A 19,287-nucleotide genomic window follows, 5' to 3' on the forward strand; every position below is an offset into this window, starting at 1 on the left:
ACTGTTCCCGCGCAGGCAAAGTTTGGGCGTTGACGATGGGTTAGGCCTATCTCTGCAACCCTGCCGCACACCCATACCCTTTTTCCAGCCGAGCACTAGTTACCTTCTGTCGAATAAGGGGGATTCCGTGAGCAAGCAGACCAGTGAATATTCGGCCGATAGCATTGCGGCAGAGAGCCTCAACGGACGTGACCATAAAAGCATGGCGTTTGACGATGCCAGCGCGCTTCTGGAGGTGCTTGTCGCGGTCCGGCGCGGCGATTTTTCCGTACGGATGCGCTCCGACCTGACCGGTGTTACCGGCAAGGTCGCTGATGCGCTGAACGATATCATCGCCGCCAACCAGCGCATGGCAAAGCAGCTCGAACATGTCGGCCAGGTGGTCGGCCGCGACGGGCGGACGAGCACGCGCGTGCGCTTCGGCCTGTCGGATGGTTCATGGTCCGAGATGGAAGGCTCGATCAATGGTCTCATCGACGATCTCCTCTGGCCGACGACGGCCGTCACCCGCACGATCACCGCGGTCGCCAAGGGCGATCTGCTGCAGACCGTGCCGCTCGATGTCGACGGGCGGGCGCTCAAGGGCGAATTCCTGCGCTCGGCCGATATCGTCAACACGATGATCAAGCAGCTCAGCGTCTTTACCTCGGAGGTGACGCGCGTTGCCCGCGAAGTGGGCACCGACGGCAAACTCGGCGGGCAGGCGCAGGTGCCTGAAGTGACCGGCGTCTGGAAGGACCTGACCGAAAGCGTCAACTCGATGGCGTCGAACCTGACGGCGCAGGTGCGCAATATCGCGGAAGTGACCATCGCCGTTGCCAACGGCGACCTTTCCAAGAAGATCACTGTCGACGTGCGCGGCGAGATCCTGCAGTTGAAGGAAGCGATCAACACCATGGTCGACCAGCTGCGCTCCTTCGCTTCCGAAGTGACGCGCGTCGCCCGCGAGGTCGGCACCGAAGGCAAGCTCGGCGGCCAGGCGCTGGTGCCTGGCGTCGCCGGCACCTGGAAGGACCTGACCGACTCGGTCAACGCCATGTGCGGCAACCTGACTGCCCAGGTGCGCAACATCGCGCAGGTGACGACGGCGGTTGCGCGCGGCGACCTCTCGCGCAAGATCACGGTCGACGTCTCGGGCGAAATCCTTGAACTGAAGGAAACCATCAATACGATGGTCGATCAGCTGAACGGCTTTGCCGGCGAGGTGACGCGCGTGGCGCGCGAAGTCGGCACCGAGGGCCGCCTCGGCGGCCAGGCGCAGGTGCCCGGCGTCGCCGGCACCTGGAAGGATCTGACCGACAACGTCAATTCGATGGCCTCGAACCTGACGGCGCAGGTGCGCAATATCGCCGAAGTCTCCACAGCCATCGCCAATGGCGACCTGTCGAAGAAGATTACGGTGACAGTGTCGGGCGAAATCCTCGAACTGAAGGAGACCATCAACACGATGGTCGACCAGCTGAACGCCTTTGCCTCGGAAGTGACCCGTGTGGCGCGCGAAGTCGGCACGGAAGGCCGGCTCGGCGGCCAGGCGAACGTGCGTGGCGTCGCCGGCACCTGGAAGGACCTGACCGAAAACGTCAACTCGATGGGCGGCAACCTGACGGCGCAGGTGCGCAATATCGCCGAAGTCTCGACTGCGATCGCTAACGGCGACCTGTCGAAGAAGATCACCGTCGACGTGAAGGGTGAAATCCTCGAACTCAAGGAAACCATCAATACGATGGTGGACCAGCTGAACGCCTTCGCTTCGGAAGTGACGCGCGTGGCGCGCGAGGTCGGCACGGAAGGCCGGCTCGGCGGCCAGGCGAACGTGCGCGGCGTCGCGGGCACCTGGAAGGACCTGACCGATAGCGTCAATTCCATGGCCTCGAACCTGACCGGCCAGGTGCGCAACATCGCCGAAGTCGCGACCGCCGTCGCCCAGGGCGACCTTTCCAAGAAGATCACCGTTCCGGTTTCGGGCGAAATCCTCGAGCTGAAGGAGACCATCAACACGATGGTTGATCAGTTGAACGGTTTTGCCGGCGAGGTGACGCGCGTGGCGCGCGAGGTCGGCACGGAAGGTCGGCTCGGCGGCCAGGCGAACGTGCTCGGAGTCGCCGGTACCTGGAAGGACCTGACCGACAGCGTCAACTCCATGGCCGGCAATTTGACGGCGCAGGTGCGCAACATTGCCGAAGTCTCCACAGCGATCGCCAATGGTGACCTGTCGAAAAAGATCACCGTGTCGGTCTCGGGCGAAATCCTCGAGCTCAAGGAAACGCTGAACACCATGGTGGACCAGCTGAACCGCTTCGCCTCGGAAGTGACTCGTGTCGCCCGCGAAGTCGGCACCGAAGGCAAGCTCGGCGGCCAGGCTCAGGTGCCTGGCGTGGCCGGTACCTGGAAGGACCTCACCGAAAACGTCAACTCCATGGCCTCCAACCTGACAGGCCAGGTGCGCAACATCGCCGAAGTCACCACCGCCGTGGCGCGCGGCGACCTCTCGCGCAAGATCACCGTCGACGTGAAGGGGGAAATCCTCGAACTCAAGAACACCATCAATACGATGGTGGACCAGCTCAACGCTTTCGCCGGCGAAGTGACCCGCGTCGCCCGCGAAGTCGGCACCGAAGGCAAACTCGGCGGCCAGGCGCAGGTCTCCGGCGTCGCCGGCACCTGGAAGGACCTGACGGACAGCGTCAACTCCATGGCCGGCAACCTGACGGCGCAGGTGCGCAACATCGCCGAGGTGGCGACCGCGATCGCCAATGGCGACCTGTCGCGCAAGATTACCGTCGACGTGCGCGGCGAAATCCTGCTCCTCAAGGATACCTTGAACACCATGGTCGACCAGCTTCGCTCCTTCGCCGGCGAAGTGACGCGCGTCGCCCGCGAAGTCGGCACCGACGGCCGGCTCGGCGGCCAGGCCGTCGTTCCCGGCGTGGCCGGCACCTGGAAGGACCTGACCGATAACGTCAACCTGCTCGCCGCCAACCTGACGACCCAGGTGCGCAACATCGCCGAAGTCACGACCGCAGTGGCGCGCGGCGACCTGTCGCGCAAGATCACCGTCGACGTGAAGGGCGAAATCCTCGAACTGAAGAACACTATCAACACGATGGTGGACCAGCTCAACGCCTTTGCCGGCGAAGTGACGCGCGTGGCGCGCGAGGTCGGCACCGAAGGCAAGCTCGGCGGCCAGGCGCAGGTGCCGGGTGTGGCCGGCACCTGGAAGGACCTGACCGACACCGTCAACGTCATGGCAGCCAACTTGACCGAACAGGTGCGCGGCATCGTCAAGGTGGTGACGGCGGTCGCCAACGGCGACCTCAAGCAGAACCTCACCGTCGCCTCCAAGGGCGAGGTGGCGGCGCTTGCCGAAACCATCAACAACATGACCAATACGCTCGCGACCTTCGCCGATCAGGTGACGACGGTGGCGCGTGAAGTCGGCGTCGAGGGCCGCCTCGGCGGCCAGGCGAATGTCCCCGGTACCGCGGGAACGTGGAAGGACCTGACCGGTAACGTCAACCTGCTTGCCGCGAACCTCACGACCCAGGTGCGCGCCATCGCCGAGGTCGCCACCGCCGTCACCAAGGGCGACCTGACGCGCTCGATCAAGGTCGATGCACGCGGCGAAGTGGCCGAGCTCAAGGACAACATCAACACGATGATCGACAACCTGCGCCTGACGACGGAGCGCAACACCGAGCAGGACTGGCTGAAGACCAACCTGGCGCGCTTCACCAACATGCTGCAGGGGCAGCGCGACCTGACGCTGGTCGGCAAGATGATGCTCTCCGAGCTCGCGCCGCTGGTTGGCGCGCATCAGGGTGTCATCTATCAGGTGGATGCCGACGAAGAGCAGGCGTTTCTGTCGCTGCTGTCGGTCTATGCGCAGGGCGTCGAAGCGGCGCATCCGCCGCGGCTCGATTTCGGCCAGGGCCTCGTCGGGCAATGCGCCAGCGATGCCCGCCGCATCCTCGTCACCGATCTTCCCGACAACGTCGTTCCCATCAGTTCGGGCGTGTTCACGACGCTGCCGCGAAGCGCCATTGTCTTGCCGGTGCATTTCGAGGGGCAGGTGAAGGCGGTGATCGAGCTTGCCTCCGCCGGTGAATTCACCGAGCTGCAGCTTTCCTTCCTCGACCAGCTGACGACCTCGATCGGCATCGTTCTCAACTCGATCGAAGCGACGATGCAAACCGAAGGACTCCTCAAGCAGTCGCAGCAGCTTGCCGCCGAACTGCAGACGCAGCAGCGCGAGTTGCAGCAGACCAACGAACAGCTCGGCCAGAAGGCGCAACAGCTGGAGGAACGCAACGTCGAAGTCGAAGCGAAGAACCAGGAAATCGAGCAGGCGAGACGCGCGCTCGAGGAAAAGGCGACGGAGCTTGCACTCACCTCCAAATACAAATCCGAATTCCTCGCCAACATGTCGCATGAGCTGCGCACACCTTTGAATTCGATCCTCATCCTCGGCCAGCAGCTCGGAGAAAACCCGGACGGCAATCTGTCGGTCAAGCAGGTCGAATTCGCAAAGACGATCCACGGCGCCGGCACCGATCTGCTCAACCTCATCAGCGACATTCTCGACCTCTCGAAGATCGAGTCCGGCACGGTCTCGGTCGATGCCGAGGAGATCTTCGTCAGCAACCTGCTGGAGGTGATGGCGCGGCCGTTCCGCCACGAGGCGGAAAACCGCAACCTCTCCTTCGCGGTCGAGGTCGGCGCCGATGTGACAAAGAGCATCATCACCGACTCGAAGCGGCTGCAGCAGATCCTCAAGAACCTGCTCTCGAACGCCTTCAAGTTCACCGCGCAGGGCGGCGTGACGCTTCGCGTCGCATCGGCGACGAGCGGCTGGTCACCGGAGCATCCTTCTCTGCGGCACGCGCCTTCGGTCATTGCCTTCGAAGTGGTCGATACCGGCATCGGCATACCGCCCGAGAAGCAGCGCATCATCTTCGAGGCGTTCCAGCAGGCGGATGCGTCGACCAGCCGCAAATATGGCGGCACCGGACTTGGCCTGGCGATCAGCCGCGAACTGGCGAACCTGCTCGGCGGCGAGATCCAGCTGCGCAGCACGCCCGGCGTCGGCAGCACCTTCGTGCTTTACCTGCCGCTCACCTATGTCGGCGCCGGCGCGGTGGCGCCGAAGTCCACTCCGGCAGCGGCGAACGTCGTCGAGTTCGCCGAGGCGGCTGCCCGTCGGGCTGACAAACCGGTCGAACATGTCGCGGACGACCGTCACCGGATCGAGCCCGGCGACTCCGTGCTGCTCGTCGTCGAAGACGATGCGCATTATGCCCGCGTCCTCGTCGATCTCGCCCGCGACAACGGTTTCAAGGTGCTGGTCGCGATGCGCGGCAGCGACGCGCTTGTTCTCGCCCAGGAATACAGACCGTTGGCGATCTCGCTCGATATTTTCCTCCCTGATATGCTGGGCTGGACGGTGCTGAGCCAGCTCAAACAGAATTCCCAGACGCGACACATTCCGGTGCAGATCATCAGCCTCGACGAGGACCGCCAGCACGGGTTGACCCGCGGCGCCTTCGCCTTCATGAGCAAGCCGACGACCCCGGAAGGCCTCGGCAAGGCACTGTCGCGGCTGAAGGCCTATGCCGAGCCGCGCCGCAAGCAGTTGCTGCTGGTGGAAGACAACGAGGCCGAGCGCGTGAGCGTCACCGCCCTTCTCGGGCACGACGACATCGACATAACAAGCGTCGGCTCCGGCTCGGAGGCGCTCGCCGTTCTCCGGCAAGGCTCTGCCGACTGCGTCGTGCTCGACCTTACGCTGCCTGACATGTCCGGCTTCGAAGTGCTGGAGCAAATCCGCGACGACGACGGGATCGCCGAAGTCCCGGTGGTCGTCTTCACCGGCCGGGAGCTTTCACCTGACGAAGACGCGATGCTGCACAGCATGGCCCGCAGCGTCGTGGTGAAGGGCGTGGAGTCGCCCGAGCGCCTGCTCGACGAGACTGCGCTCTTCCTGCACCGCGTCGTCGCCGACCTGCCGGCCGCAAAACAAGCGACGCTGCAGGAGCTGCACAGCTCGGACGAGGATCTGGTGGGCGAGACCGTGCTGCTCGTCGATGACGATGCGCGCAACATCTTCGCGCTGAGCAGCGTTCTCGAACGTCGCGGCATGAAGGTGCTGACGGCGACGACGGGCAGCGAGGCGATCGACGTCATCAACAATGAGCCTTCCGTCGCGATCGTGCTGATGGACATCATGATGCCGGGGATGGATGGCTATGAAACAATGCAGGTGATCCGATCTGAGCCCCGCTTCCGGCGGCTGCCGATCCTGGCGCTGACGGCCAAGGCGATGAAGGGCGACCGGGAAAAATGCCTGGAAGCCGGCGCCTCGGACTACCTGGCGAAGCCCGTCAACACAGAGCAGCTGCTGTCGGCTCTGCGCATGTGGCTGCACCGCTGAGGATCCGGTCATGAGCCCCGTCAATATCCTCCTCGTCGACGATCAGCCTGCAAAGCTTCTGAGCTATGAGGTGATTCTCGAAGAGCTCGAGGAAAACCTGATCAAGGCGCAGTCGGCGCGCGAAGCATTCGAGCACCTGTTGCGCACCGAGATCGCCGTGATCCTCGTCGACGTCTGCATGCCCGAGCAGGACGGTTTCGAACTCGTCGGAATGATCCGTCAGCACCCGCGCTATCAGAACACGCCGATCATCTTCGTCTCGGCCGTGATGCTGGCCGAACCTGACCGGCTGCGCGGCTACGCGGTCGGCGCCGTCGACTATGTCTCGGTCCCGATCGTGCCCGAGGTGCTGAGGGCAAAGGTCAGAGTCTTTGCCGATCTCTACCGGAAGACACGGGAACTCGAGCGCCTGAATGCCGAACTGGAGGCCAGGGTGCACCAGCGCACCGCCGAGCTCGAGGCCTCGGCCGCGCAATTGCGTCAGCTGAACGAGGAACTCGAACACCGCATCGACCAAAGGACGCGCGAACGCGAGGAGGCGCTGGCGCAGCTGTTCGAGGCGCAGAAGCTCGATACGATCGGCCACCTGACAGGCGGCGTGGCGCACGATTTCAATAATCTTCTCATGGCGGTGCTCGGCAGCCTCAGTCTGCTCAAGAAGCGGCTTCCGGCCGATGAGCGCAGCGAACGCCTGGTGACGAACGCCATCCAGGCGGCCGAACGCGGTACGGCGCTCACCCAGCGTCTGCTCGCCTTCGCCCGCCGACAGGAGCTGAAGCCACAGGCGGTCGACTTCCTCCGGCTGTTCGAAAACGTCGAGGATCTGCTCGCAAAGGCGGTTGGACCGCGCGTCGAGATCCGAAAGCGCATACCGGCGGATCTGGAGCCGCTTCTGGTGGACAGCAACCAGTTGGAACTGGCCCTGCTAAATCTCTTCGTCAATGCGCGGGATGCGCTTGAAAGTGGCGGTGCGGTGACGGTCGCCGCGGCGGCGGAGCAAGACCGGCCCGCCGGTCTTGCAGGCGGAAACTACATCAAGATATCGGTCTCGGATGACGGCGAAGGGATGGACGAGGCGACGGTCCTGCGCGCCGCCGAGCCATTCTTCACCACGAAAGGAATCGGCAAAGGCACTGGTCTTGGCCTATCGATGGTGCACGGCCTGGCGGCGCAATCGGGCGGTTCCATCCAGATTTCGAGCACAAGAGGGAAGGGCACAACTGTCTCGCTCTGGCTGCCCGTTGCGCAGAGCATTGCCAAGGAGGAGCCGGCGGTCGTGCCTGCGGCCGCGGAACCCTTGAAGCCGGTCTCGCGATCGCTTGCCATCCTCGTCGTCGACGACGACGCGCTCGTCAGGACCGGAACCGTGGCAATGCTGGAGGATCTCGGACATCTGCCGCGGGAGGCGGCTTCCGCTACCCAGGCCCTGGAATTCCTCGCCGGCGGACAGGAGTGTGATCTCGTCATCACCGATCATGCCATGCCGGGGATGACCGGCGCCGAGCTCGCGCGCCACCTTCGTTCAGCCTTCCCCAACCTGCCCGTGATCCTCGCTTCAGGTTATGTCGAGCTTGCCGAGGATCAGGGGCTCGGCCGCATGCTCAGGATGGCGAAGCCGTTCACGCAAGAGCAACTCCAAGCGGCCATGGACGAGGCGCTGAGGGACAAGGTCGCGGCAGCGTGATGATGGGGGCGCCGCCGGGGGAGCTGGCGTAATTGAAGTGGATCGGCTTCATCTTTTATTTGCTTCGCTCTCAGCACAACCAGGGTGTGCTGCATGAATGAAAGATTGTGAAGTTGTTGAAATAGCTTGCGATTCGCATCTCACCTTTTGCCTCAAGGCTCACATTCATTCCAGCCGCAGGTTGAAGCACAACCGCGTTTCAAGCTGAACCCGAGGGTGGTCTTTCGCGCTGCGTGAACCTTTCGCCAGCAGAAATGCCACTGCAGCGGCCAATCCGGATTCAGGCTGCTCGCTGATCAGGTTTCCTCGATCAGCGCACCCCAGCCCGGCGAAACTTTTTGCCCTGACAAAAGTTACTCAAATCCGTCTCACTTCACTGAAGGCTTTCCTTTGACCAAAACGATGTTCGGCCCCGCGTTCACCCAAGATGGCATTCTGTTTCGTGTTTGGGCTCCTCTGCATGAAAGCGTGTCGTTGAAAATCGAAGGCTGTGATCCGCGCCCGATGCACGCGACTGAAGATGGCTGGCATCGGTGCACGGTCGCGGACGCCGGTCCCGGTGCGCGCTATCGCTTTATCCTGCCGGACGGTCTTCAAATTCCCGATCCTGCCTCGCGCTTCCAGCCGCAAGATGTGCATGGTCCGAGCGAAGTGGTCGACCTTTCCGCCTATCACTGGAAGACGCACGAATGGTCCGGCCGGCCCTGGGAGGAGATGGTCATCTACGAACTGCACATCGGCTGCTTCACACCAGAGGGAACCTTCAAGGCCGCGATCGAGCGTCTCGATCATCTGCGGGGGCTGGGTGTCACGGCGCTGCAGATCATGCCGCTCAGTGACTTTCCGGGGCGCTGGAATTGGGGCTATGACGGTGTGCTTCCCTATGCGCCCGACAGCAGTTACGGCCGGCCGGAAGATCTCATGGCGCTGGTGGATGCGGCGCACCAGCGTGGCATCTCGGTTTTCCTCGACGCGGTCTACAACCACTTCGGACCCGACGGGAACTATATCCCCTCCTACGCGCCGCTCTTTACCGATCATCACAGGACGCCCTGGGGCCACGGCATCAATTACGACGGCGACGGCTCCGAGATGATCCGCGAATTCTTCATCGAGAACGCCATCTATTGGATCAACGAGTTCAGGCTCGACGGTTTTCGCTTCGACGCCGTCCACGCCATCAAGGACGACAGTTCTGAGCATCTTCTTCACGCGCTGGCCCGCCGCCTCAGGGCTGCGGCCGGTGACCGGCATGTTCATCTGATCGTGGAAAACGAGGAGAATGACAGCGACCTTTTGGAACGTGACGCAGACGGCGAGGCGAGGTTGTTCACGGCCCAATGGAACGACGATATCCACCATGTTCTGCATGTTGCTGCCACGGGTGAAACCTTCGGCTACTATGCCGATTATGCCGGCGACACCGGCAAGCTCGGTCGGGCGCTGACGCAAGGATTCGTGTTCCAGGGCGAGCACATGCCGTATCGTGGAGGAAGCCGAGGCAGGCCGAGCGGCCACCTGCCGCCCACCGCCTTCGTGTCCTTTATCCAGAATCACGACCAGATCGGCAATCGGGCGCTGGGGGACCGGATCATGGCTTCGAGCCCGACCGATGCCGTCAAGACCGTCACGTCGATCTACCTGCTGGCACCACAGATACCGATGCTGTTCATGGGCGAGGAATGGGGTGCGCGCGAGCCTTTTCCGTTTTTCTGCGACTTCGACGAGGATCTGAACGAGAAGGTCAGGAAGGGCAGGCGAGAGGAGCTTTCGCGTCTGCCGGGTTTCGACGCTGACGAGCTTCTCGATCCAACGGCTCCGTCGACCTTTGCGGCCGCCAAGCTCGACTGGTCGAAATGCGCCTCTTCGGAAATGCTCGAATTCTACCGGGAGCTTCTCAGCCTCCGGCATGGACGAATCGTACCCTTGTTGAAGGGCGCCCGCGGCGGAAACGCGGCCTATCACTCGGCGGGTGCGACGCTTGCGGTCGATTGGACCCTGGCCGGCGATTGGCGCCTTCATCTCGACGCCAACCTCGGCAGCGAGGCGGTGCGGCTTCCCAAGCGGTGCGACCAAGGTGAAACGATCTTCCGCCTCGGCAGCTGCGATGGAGGTCAACTGGCGCCCTGGACGGTGATCTGGCGCATCTCGAAAGGCGAGGGCATCGCATGAAGGCGATCGGACGATGAAGTCTGCCGAGCTCGACAAGCTCGCCCGCCAATACGGGATCAGGTTGACCAGGCCCAGTCCCGACGACGGCGGCGAGGTGGCGATTTCCGCCGACACCAAACGCAAGATACTCTCGGCTTTGGAAGTCGATCTGCCAGGAACCACCCATCGCGGGACGGTTGCACCGCGGCGGGAGCAGGAGCCGGGGCCGGCGAAGGATACAATTCCCAAGTCATTTCTGCCGAACTTCCTGCTCAAGACGCGGGTCTGGGGGATCAGCCTGCAGCTTTACGAACTCCGTTCGGTGCGCAACTGGGGCATCGGAGATTTCGAGGATCTGTCCGATGTGGCCGACCTGGCGGGAAAGCTTGGCGCCGATTTCATCGGCCTCAATCCGCTTCACGCACCATTTCTTGCCGATCCCGATCGCTGCAGCCCCTATGAACCTTCAAGCCGTCAGCATCTCAACCCGCTCTATATCGCGGTCGACCGATTGCCGGGTTTTGTCAGTAGTGCCGAACTCGAACGGCAATTGGAGGGACTTCGCGGAAGCGACCTCGTCGATTATGCCGGAGTTGCGAGGGTCAAGCTTGGAATTCTGCGGGATCGCTGGCGCGCCTGGCTGCAAGCGGATGCCGCCGATGAAACCTACAATCCCGTCGATTTCGATGTCTTCGTCGCGCAGGGCGGCGACAGCTTGCGGCGACACGCGCTTTTCGAATGCCTTTCGCTTTCCATGGTGGAGCGTGGGAGGGGCGCCGGTTGGCAGGGATGGCCGGCCGATTTCCGGCGCTTCGACAGCGCCGCCGTCGCCGAATTCGCACGTGAGCATGCGGAGGAGGTCCGTTTTCATATGTGGTTGCAGTGGCTCGCCCACCGGCAGTTGCTGCAGGCGGCGGACCGGGCGCGCGAAGCCGGCCTGCGGATCGGGCTTTATCTCGATCTTGCCGTGGGCGAGGCGGTCGACGGATCGGCGATGTGGAGCGAGCCGGATGTCTATATCTCGAAGGCGACCATCGGCAGCCCTCCCGATCCATTCGCGGTAGAGGGGCAGGACTGGCATCTCGCCGGATATCTGCCGTCCGCGATCGCTGCGGGAGACAATTCTCCTTACCGGCGCATGGTAAGCGCCGCCATGCGCTATGCCGGTGCGATCCGGATCGATCACGCCCCGGCGCTCCGACGCCTCTTTCTGGTGCCGCTCGGCAGCAGGCCGGATGGCGGCGCCTATGTCCGCTACCCCCAGCATCGGCTTCTACAGATCCTGGCCGAGACCTCCGCTGAGCATCGATGCCTCGTCATCGGTGAAGCGCTGGGAGTGATACCGCCGGATTTGCCTGACGAGCTCGCGGCGGCGCAGATCCTTTCGTATCGCATTCTCTCCTATGAACAGGACGGGAAAGGCTTCAAGCCGCCGGATGCCTATCCCGTTTTCGGCCTGGCCTGCATTTCGACGCACGACCATCAGACGCTTGCCGGTTGGTGGCGCAGCGCCGACATCCAGGATCGCCGCGACCATGGTATCGTGCCGCCCGATCTCACGGCAAAACATCTTCAGCACCGCCGACGCGAGCGACGAAATCTGAAGACGGCGCTCCGCGCTGCCGGCATCGACGTGCCGGCCCGTCTCAACGCAAGGGCGAGCCGGGAGACCTTGAGGGAATTGACCGTCAGCGCCTACCGCTTCATCGCCCGTACTCCGTCGCTTCTCGTCGCGGTTCGGGTTGCCGACCTGACCGACGAGAAAAGCCCCACCAACATCCCCGGCACGAGCGACAGCTACCCCAACTGGAAACCGAAGCTGTCGGTTTCGCTGGAGGGGCTGGCGTCGAACCCGCTGCTGCATCGCATTACGGCGGCGATGCGGGAAGAAAGGCCACGAATTCACGCGGCGAGGGAACGATCAGGGAGCAGGCGGATTTCGAATAGACAGGGATAAGGATCGCCGAGATGAAAGCCAGAAAACCACTTGTCGAGGTCGCGGTAGAGACCGAGGAAGGCCGGGTGCCGTTGGGCATCATGAACGCCAAGCAGGCATTGTCGCTTCCTGACGATCTCGATGTGAAGGTATCGCATCCTGATCACGAGCCGGGCAGCACCGACATTTTCATTCCCAAGGACGAACTGCACCGGCATCTGGACAAGTCATAGGATGCGTCACCTTACCAGCTCGACGCGGGCAGGCGATTTGAATTCGAGCCCGGAACCTCGGCGGGCCTGGAGTGTTTGACTCGATAAACCGAAGGAGAAAATCATGGCACATGCCGACCGGAAACATATTGGTGCTGGCACGAAGGGAAAGGGCGACGGCGGCGGCGCGATGACCGATCTCGACCGGGAACAGCTTCCCGAAAACATGGTCCTCTCGAACCGCGACAAGACGCAGCATTCCAAGGAGCGCGGCCTCGACGGCAAGACGATCCAAACTGAGCAATACGCGGATCACAGCTCCAATCGGAATCCTAAGTGAGGAAAAGGTGATGAGCAGCAGATTGCCCCCCATTCCCGCCAAAAACGTCAGCAACAAGGGAGCCGGCAAGCCGGCGCGGACCGAGGCGGAGGATACCGCAAGCGGCAACGAAAACCCTGAGAAGAAGGGTCAACAAGGAAACACCAAAGTCAACACTACCCATCAGGGTTACCAGCAGGACAGGTAGGAGGCATCGATGTCTACCTCGCAGAAGAGCCCGTCAACGATCCGCCAGGGCGGCCCAGGCGCATCCCACGAAAACGCCAAGGCGCCGCTCGAGGTACCGAAGCCGGCAGCCGAGCCGGATAGACGCACGCGAAGCAAGGTTTCCGGCGGCGGCGGCGAGCATGATCGCCACCACACCCACGACGCAAGAGAGAAGTGAGGGACAGACCTGGCGGCGGAACCCTGATCGGCCAACGTCGCAGGTCCACCGCTTCACATGATCAACATGACGGAAAACAGACCATGACGACCGCATTCATCCTTGTTGCACTGGCTCTCCTCATCATCTACGCCGGCCCGACATTGCTTTACATCTGCGTTGGTTATGCTGACTACATGATCGAGCGGCGCCGACATTTGCTGGCTGTGAAACACGCCGTAAAGCGTCGCAGCGACGAGCTTTAGCTGTCCGTTACAACGGGCCATCAATACTTGGGGTGCCGTATCTTTGGCTCCGCAGGTTCATTCTTCTTCGTTGGAGCGCTGGGTGATCGCGAAGTCCTGGAGGATGCCGGCCTTTTCAGGCTCGCTGCCGGCATGGGCGATAAGAGCATGGAAGGCGGCTCGAACGATCTCTTTCTTGGTGGCCTGCGGATGCGATTTCATCACCGCCTTGATCAGCTGTTCCCCGAACCGTCGTCTTCGATTTCCTCGACATCATGACGAGGCAGAATGCGCTGCTTCACTTCCTCGGCCGCGACCGCGATACCTCTGGCCGTTCCCGCCAGCGCCAGTTCAGCGGCGATAAGAGGGTGCTTGCGCACAAGCTTGCCCAGCACTTTGGCGGCTGCAGCCGCCTTGGCCTGGGACAGGACGCCTTTATTAGCGCGTTTGCGCAAGAGAGATTCCAGCTTTCGCTTCGAACGCTTTCGGGGCGGCGTCGAATCTAATGTACGGCGACGCCCTTCCGAGGGTTTTCTTCGGCCTGTTTCCGGACTTTCTTCGGGAGCGCCGAACTGGCGGCGTCACGCACGACGCCGACGGCCGCATCGGTTGCGCTGTGAAAGGCTCGGCCGACTAGCCCAAGGGTCTTGGCGCCCTTGCGCCCACCCGATTTTGCGGCGCCGGCAATGTCGTCGCTATCCTCCACGAGCACGGCCGCTGCAGCGCCGGCCCCGGCGATCAGCGCCTTTCCCAAGATATCGCGGCCTGTCGAGCTCGCCAGTAATGTTTTCACTATAGAATTCTTCCGGATGCCTTTAGGTACCTTGTATCCTGCAATCCTCTTCGGAATCTTTGTCTTGGCCATAGTACAGCTCCCTTTTGAACGTTGGAAACGCGGTAAAGCGCACCCTGTTCCCAGATTAGGTGGCACAGTTCGCGATGGCGGGATCTCCGGCAGTGCGGGAGCTCCGGTCTCGTCGCAGCAAAGGGAGAATAGACGTTAGTGGATCGACTGCGAGGTCGGAGCGTTGATCTTGAGCAGATCCGGGGCGGGAAACATCTCGATCAATCCTGCTGCGAGGTCGTCGACATCCGTCTTGCCGTCATTGAAGAGCTGAATGGCGGCGCTGCACAGGATCTGGCTGTCGTGTTCGCTCACCGAGACGCCGAAATGGCGATACCAGCTCATGACAGCCTTCGAAAGACATCTGAAATCCTGCGGTAGTATCGGTCTGTAGAAAATCGCCATGAACGCCCACCACGATTGCCGCTTGTCGCCTTCACTTAATCAAGATAATGCCCGTCCTGTTTGATACCAAGCGGCTTGTTTCTTCGGTGCGTTAGCGCACGGACCAGCTATTTCGAGCGGCGTGCCGAGCCTCCTTTGCCTCAGGCAAGGACACCCGCGGCAATGGCGGCCTGGATGAAACGTTGGCGCGCCAGTTCGGCGCTTCCGCGTCGGCGAAGCGCATCGACGCAGCGCCGCTTCGCTTCGAAATAACCGCCGCCCCGAACGTTGGTCCAGCGATGATTCAGGATGTCGAGTGCCGCGTCCGGACCTTCTATGCGCTGCTGCTCGCTCTCGGCGGTGCGGATGAAAACTGGATATTACCAAACCAGGTGGAAATCGACCTCGATGACGTCAGCCATGATATGATCCAGAATGGTCTTTCGGACGGTGGCCCCTGCCGCTGTCCTGGAACGTCCGGTAGTGGCCCGGGTGAACAAACGCATGGCGAGCCCTGGCCGGGAGCCTTGGTCGGATCGGTGCTTCATGGTCCATATGGCATCTCCTTTGCCGGTCGAACTACGCCATGGCACGGGTGTTCCTGTTCGAAAAAGGAACTCCTGCCTGCCGCCACCGAGTACTGGAACAATGTCTGCCTCGCCTTGTTATTTGTGCGACAGGCGAATGCCGAAGCAGCCGGAGGATACGATGAGGCGGAGCATTGTGCTTGGGCTGGTTCTGGCCATCGCGCTGACGGGTTGCACCACCAGCGCAGGCAGCTACACATCGGCGGGACTTGAGCCTATTCCGGGCAGCATCACCTATCAGGGGCAGCCGCGCACAAAGCTGACGAAATCGCCGGTCGGTTCATCGTTCCCGCACAGCTTCACGGATCAATGGGGGCGGCAAGTCGAGGAGATCTATATTATCCAGCCGGACCGCAGCTTACTGATTTCCCAGCGCCACTACCGACCGGTTTTTTCGCTCGACGACGACTAGGAAGGAGACCTGATCATGCCGCGCCGTAAGAACAATGTTGGGACGACGCTCGACACCGAGGGAGCCAAGATCGGCGAGCCTGTTCCGAAAGCGATCATCGATATCAACACCGCCCCTGTCGGGGTCCCCCGCCAGGCCGAGCAAGATTTGCGCACTGAATTGGGCGCTCTGCGGCAACAGGTTGATAGGCTACAGCAACAGGTCATCAGTGCCGGGCGTTCTGCGAAGGGCGGCGCCCGAAACGCAGTCCGCGAGACCGAGGCTCTGGTGAAGCATTATCCGCTCTCAACGTTTGCCCTCATGGCTGCTGTCGCGGGTTTGTTGACGTTTGCCTCACGTCAGCTCTCCCCACCACGCCATCGTGAGTCCTCAGCCCTACGAGATCTCAGGGATTTCTACGACAGGATGCGCGAGCGGATCTGACAAGATTTTAGGATTGCCAGCATTCCGATTCTGCCCGACTCTCTGTCAGGCAAGGAGGGAAAATGCATGCTCGACGTCCTTATACGAAGCGCTCTCGATATTGTCCGGCGCGCGGAGCGCTTGATCGAAGCGGCGAGACGGCTGCTTGACAGGCATGATCTTGCTGAGGGCGAGCGATATGAACTCGATTATGAGATCGAGCGGCTGAGGGACGCGGTTCTTGCGGTGGAGGAGGCCGTCCGGTCGCTCGCGCGCAGGAGCGAACGCTGGCCGCAGGCCGCTCGTGTCCATGCGCTGCAGACGACATTGCACTGATTGCGTGACTTCACAGGCTCCCTGTCGTTTTCCATAAATTACTGTTTTCCAAGGAATTTTCTAAGGCGTAACTGCATGTCACGCCGATGTCACGCGACCATGGAAGCAATATATGCTTGATTGGGCCGCTTAGCGCTTATGATTTCCGGCACCGGGTGCATGAAACGGGGGACGAGGAACAGGGGCGCTGTGATCGTTGGGGCATCGCGATGACTTTGGAAACATCCGGGCAAATATCCGAGCCCGACGAATTCGTATTTCCGGTTCACACCCGGACGATCGCTCAGATACGCTATGATATTCGCAGTCATGTTATGACGGTCATCTATCACGACGGCCGCTCGCGCACGACAACCGGCATACAGGGTCCGGCGATGCTAAAGATCCTCGCCCAGCGTCCGCTGGAGCGTTCCCCGTTTCTTTTGCGGACGGTCATCTGATCGAGAAAGTCGAGCATCCACCGCTAAATCGTGCTGGTGGTGCATCCATTTCAGTGGAGCTGCGTTCATCCTGGGTAGTCAGACATGAAGGGAACGCCGATGACCTTTCCACCGCCAAAAGCCGAGGCTCCCGCTCAGCGGTTCGAAGAAGCGAGCGCTGCTGCGCGCGACGCTTTGGAGGAGCTGATTGCAGCCGCCAATCAAGCCGGATGGGCAACCGAAGAAATCTCGGTCGCATTCCTTGAGGCGGCGCGGTTTTTGACCGAGGCCAATAAAAAAGATCCCGATCCTGCGGAAGATCCCGTGATTAGCGACGTGCCGGGCAAGCGGGAGCAGATCGGCCATGGTGAGCTTTTCGATTAGGACGTCGCTCACATCCGGCTCAGGACGCATCTCACCGGCCAATCCTTGCGACCGAGCTGCGTATGACGAGGCTCGTGCTGACCCGCAGCCGTTCAACGGCTAGGGGGATCTGTTCGATGCGGGCGACGAGCCGCTCGCCGGCGAGTTTGCCCATCTCGTATACGCGCTGGTCAACGACTGTGATCGGGGGAACGGTAACGCTTGTCCAATCGGCATCCAGGAAGGAAATCATCGAGATGTCGTCGGGAATTGAGAGGCCGAGTGATTGCAGCGACTTGAAGACGCGCAGCCCCACCAGGCTGTCTGATGCGAGGATTGCCGTTGGCGGTGATGAATCCGAGAGCAGGCGTCTGATCACGGCGTCCGTCTGCGGTTGGTCCGTCGCGCCGAGCCGCACATAGTGAAGGGGGTTGGGCAAGCCTGCCTCTGTCAGGACGCTCACGAAGCCCTCCACGCGTTCACGCACGGCAGAATTCGATATGCGGGCGACATCGGTGGGTCCGCCGTCCTCGGCGTCCATGGCCGAAACGTAAGCGAGATGTCGATGTCCTGCCTCGACCATAAACCGGGCGGCGGCGATGGCAGCCTCGCGATCATCGCCGGTCACGGCGTCGACATCGAGTTCCGGGATGCTCCGGTCGAAGAGGACCAGCGGCATACCGGCGCGGCCGACGTGCCGGAGATGGTCGACGCTGTCGCAGCGAGCGGGCGTCACGATCAAGCCATCAACACGCTTGCCGATCAGGAGGTCGACGGCTGATTTCTCCGCTTCGAGCTTCTCGCCCGAATTGGAAATGATCACGTTGAAGCCGGCGAGCCGAGCCGCATCGCTGATGCCGCGTACCGCCAGACTGAAGAAGGCGTTTTCGATATCGCCGACGACGATCCCGATGATGCCGGACCGGCCGGTGCTCATGCTGCGCGCAAGTTCGTTCGGCCGGTATTCGAGTGCGGCCGCCGCCGCCAGGACCTGATCCTTTATCTTACCGCTAACGACACCGTAGCCGCCGAGCACGCGGGCGGCCGTCGCTTTCGACACCCGTGCCGCCTTCGCGACGTCGGCGACAGTAACTGAACGTTTCGGACCAGCGGAATTTTCCATGCCGCAGCACTACAAGAGTTATTGACGGGCGGTCAATTGACAGTTATCAAAATGGCTGTGAGACCGGTCTCTTTTAGATAGAGACCGGTTTCCTTGCAGAAAGTGTTGCCGCAAAACGGCGGCAACGGATAAACAGCTAATGCCGACAAGAGCATTCCTTCCGGAGCGGAGAACGAACATGAAACTTTTTGAATCACTTCCGGCAGTCATTGCGCCTCTGCAAGCCGGCCTCACGGCTTGCTTTCTGGCGATGGGAGTGGGTTTCGCAGCAGCGGCCGACAATCCCTACAATCTGATCGAGCCTGGCGTTATCAGCGTTGGCACGATGGGCGATGCCAAGCCCTATACATTTGCGACCGCGGACGGCCAGTTCACCGGTTTCGACATCGAACTGTTTCTCAACGTCGTGTCTAGGCTCGGCTTTCAGAAAGACAAGGTGACATTCACCGGCCAGGAATTTTCCGCCCTCCTGCCATCGGTGGCGAACGAGCGGTTCGACGTTGCCGTCGCCGCGATCGGAACCACCGAAGCCCGCAAGAAGACCGTCGACTTCTCCGACGGCTATCTCGCCGGTTATCTCTCTGTGCTGACGTCGGACGGTGCCATCAAGGACGCGGCCGGGCTGAAGGGCAAGCGGCTTGGTGTCGTGCAGGGAACCTTGCAGGAAGTCTACGCCGCCAAGAATTTCGGTGAGACCGATCTCGTTAAATTTCCTGACAACAATTCCGCCGTCGCCGCGCTCAACAACGGCACGATCGATGCGCATTTCCTCGACTACGAGGCGGCCAAACAATATGGCGAACGCTATCCTGCGCTGAAGGTCGCCGTCAACATTCCATCCTTCGATGCGCCGGCGGGCTTCGTGATCAGGAAGGGAAACGACGCCTTCCGCACGGCGCTGAACAGTGCCCTTCACGACGCGATGCAGGACGGCACCTGGAAGACGCTCTATGAGAAGTGGTTCCCCGGCTCACCGATGCCGGACCAATATCTGCCGAAGAAATGAGGCGCCAGGCCGTCCGCCGAGGCGGACGGCCTAGTCTCGGCGGCTGCATGCC

The 19,287-nt window shown here is 61.7% G+C and carries 21 protein-coding genes; 15 read left to right on the top strand and 6 right to left on the bottom strand.

All coding sequences use genetic code 11. The features are described 5' to 3' along the window. The first annotated feature begins 127 nt into the window (after positions 1-127). The 9 genes from J7U39_RS21680 to J7U39_RS21720 all read left to right on the top strand — a co-directional run bounded on the left by J7U39_RS21680 (position 128) and on the right by J7U39_RS21720 (position 13,380). Positions 128-6,427: a HAMP domain-containing protein gene (locus J7U39_RS21680; RefSeq protein WP_210631842.1), complete on the top strand. Its 6,300-nt coding sequence runs from the start codon at positions 128-130 to the stop codon at positions 6,425-6,427. Positions 6,428-6,437: 10 nt separating this feature from the next. After that, complete coding sequence (locus J7U39_RS21685; RefSeq protein WP_210631843.1) at positions 6,438-8,111, top strand: response regulator; 1,674 nt, start codon at positions 6,438-6,440, stop codon at positions 8,109-8,111. Positions 8,112-8,501: 390 nt separating this feature from the next. Beyond that, the gene (gene treZ, locus J7U39_RS21690; RefSeq protein ID WP_210631844.1) at positions 8,502-10,283 is read left to right on the top strand and encodes a malto-oligosyltrehalose trehalohydrolase; all 1,782 of its coding nucleotides are present in this window, start codon (positions 8,502-8,504) and stop codon (positions 10,281-10,283) included. Between the two features lie 13 nt (positions 10,284-10,296). After that, a complete protein-coding gene (malQ, locus tag J7U39_RS21695) occupies positions 10,297-12,219 on the top strand; it encodes a 4-alpha-glucanotransferase (RefSeq protein ID WP_210631845.1) in 1,923 nt (640 codons plus the stop codon). Between the two features lie 11 nt (positions 12,220-12,230). Continuing rightward, positions 12,231-12,431 (top strand): hypothetical protein, encoded by a 201-nt coding sequence (locus tag J7U39_RS21700; protein ID WP_210631846.1) that lies wholly within the window; start codon positions 12,231-12,233, stop codon positions 12,429-12,431. A 103-nt stretch (positions 12,432-12,534) separates the two neighbouring features. Next, entirely contained in the window at positions 12,535-12,750 is a 216-nt protein-coding gene (locus J7U39_RS21705; protein WP_210631847.1) for a hypothetical protein, read from the top strand. Positions 12,751-12,760: 10 nt separating this feature from the next. Further along, the gene (locus tag J7U39_RS21710) at positions 12,761-12,937 is read left to right on the top strand and encodes a hypothetical protein (RefSeq protein ID WP_210631848.1); all 177 of its coding nucleotides are present in this window, start codon (positions 12,761-12,763) and stop codon (positions 12,935-12,937) included. Between the two features lie 9 nt (positions 12,938-12,946). Beyond that, a complete protein-coding gene (locus J7U39_RS21715; RefSeq protein WP_210631849.1) occupies positions 12,947-13,135 on the top strand; it encodes a hypothetical protein in 189 nt (62 codons plus the stop codon). An 83-nt stretch (positions 13,136-13,218) separates the two neighbouring features. After that, positions 13,219-13,380 carry a hypothetical protein gene (locus J7U39_RS21720; protein ID WP_210631850.1) on the top strand — a complete coding sequence of 54 codons (162 nt, stop codon included), beginning with the start codon at positions 13,219-13,221 and terminating at the stop codon, positions 13,378-13,380. 57 nt (positions 13,381-13,437) lie between these two features. Here J7U39_RS21720 and J7U39_RS21725 read toward each other — a convergent pair whose 3' ends face one another. The 5 genes from J7U39_RS21725 to J7U39_RS21745 all read right to left on the bottom strand — a co-directional run bounded on the left by J7U39_RS21725 (position 13,438) and on the right by J7U39_RS21745 (position 14,955). Continuing rightward, a complete protein-coding gene (locus J7U39_RS21725; RefSeq protein ID WP_210631851.1) occupies positions 13,438-13,581 on the bottom strand; it encodes a hypothetical protein in 144 nt (47 codons plus the stop codon). An 11-nt stretch (positions 13,582-13,592) separates the two neighbouring features. Further along, positions 13,593-13,814 (bottom strand): hypothetical protein, encoded by a 222-nt coding sequence (locus J7U39_RS21730; RefSeq protein ID WP_210631852.1) that lies wholly within the window; start codon positions 13,812-13,814, stop codon positions 13,593-13,595. Between the two features lie 47 nt (positions 13,815-13,861). Next, on the bottom strand, positions 13,862-14,152 hold the full coding sequence (locus J7U39_RS21735; RefSeq protein WP_247241766.1) for a hypothetical protein: 291 nt from the start codon (positions 14,150-14,152) through the stop codon (positions 13,862-13,864). Positions 14,153-14,359: 207 nt separating this feature from the next. Then, complete coding sequence (locus J7U39_RS21740) at positions 14,360-14,548, bottom strand: hypothetical protein (protein ID WP_184491010.1); 189 nt, start codon at positions 14,546-14,548, stop codon at positions 14,360-14,362. A 200-nt stretch (positions 14,549-14,748) separates the two neighbouring features. Continuing rightward, the gene (locus tag J7U39_RS21745; protein ID WP_247241779.1) at positions 14,749-14,955 is read right to left on the bottom strand and encodes a DUF982 domain-containing protein; all 207 of its coding nucleotides are present in this window, start codon (positions 14,953-14,955) and stop codon (positions 14,749-14,751) included. Between the two features lie 340 nt (positions 14,956-15,295). On the opposite strand from J7U39_RS21745, the gene J7U39_RS21750 reads away from it, so the two are divergent. The 5 genes from J7U39_RS21750 (at position 15,296) to J7U39_RS21770 (ending at position 17,127) form a co-directional block, all read left to right on the top strand. Beyond that, on the top strand, positions 15,296-15,586 hold the full coding sequence (locus tag J7U39_RS21750) for a hypothetical protein (protein ID WP_210631854.1): 291 nt from the start codon (positions 15,296-15,298) through the stop codon (positions 15,584-15,586). Between the two features lie 15 nt (positions 15,587-15,601). After that, positions 15,602-16,009, top strand: coding sequence for a hypothetical protein (locus J7U39_RS21755; RefSeq protein ID WP_210631855.1), 408 nt, complete (start codon positions 15,602-15,604; stop codon positions 16,007-16,009). Positions 16,010-16,075: 66 nt separating this feature from the next. Continuing rightward, a complete protein-coding gene (locus tag J7U39_RS21760; protein ID WP_210631857.1) occupies positions 16,076-16,324 on the top strand; it encodes a hypothetical protein in 249 nt (82 codons plus the stop codon). 209 nt (positions 16,325-16,533) lie between these two features. Further along, entirely contained in the window at positions 16,534-16,764 is a 231-nt protein-coding gene (locus J7U39_RS21765; RefSeq protein WP_210632201.1) for a hypothetical protein, read from the top strand. Positions 16,765-16,863: 99 nt separating this feature from the next. Continuing rightward, on the top strand, positions 16,864-17,127 hold the full coding sequence (locus J7U39_RS21770) for a hypothetical protein (protein WP_210632202.1): 264 nt from the start codon (positions 16,864-16,866) through the stop codon (positions 17,125-17,127). Between the two features lie 31 nt (positions 17,128-17,158). On the opposite strand, the gene J7U39_RS21775 is transcribed toward J7U39_RS21770, so the two are convergent. Continuing rightward, the gene (locus J7U39_RS21775; RefSeq protein WP_210631858.1) at positions 17,159-18,229 is read right to left on the bottom strand and encodes a LacI family DNA-binding transcriptional regulator; all 1,071 of its coding nucleotides are present in this window, start codon (positions 18,227-18,229) and stop codon (positions 17,159-17,161) included. Between the two features lie 178 nt (positions 18,230-18,407). Here J7U39_RS21775 and J7U39_RS21780 point away from each other — a divergent pair, with 178 nt between their 5' ends. Then, positions 18,408-19,235 (top strand): ABC transporter substrate-binding protein, encoded by an 828-nt coding sequence (locus tag J7U39_RS21780; RefSeq protein WP_210631859.1) that lies wholly within the window; start codon positions 18,408-18,410, stop codon positions 19,233-19,235. Positions 19,236-19,287 lie beyond the last annotated feature (52 nt).

The sequence above is a fragment of the Rhizobium sp. NLR16a genome (assembly GCF_017948245.1).
In the GTDB taxonomy this organism is placed as follows: Bacteria; Pseudomonadota; Alphaproteobacteria; order Rhizobiales; family Rhizobiaceae; genus Rhizobium.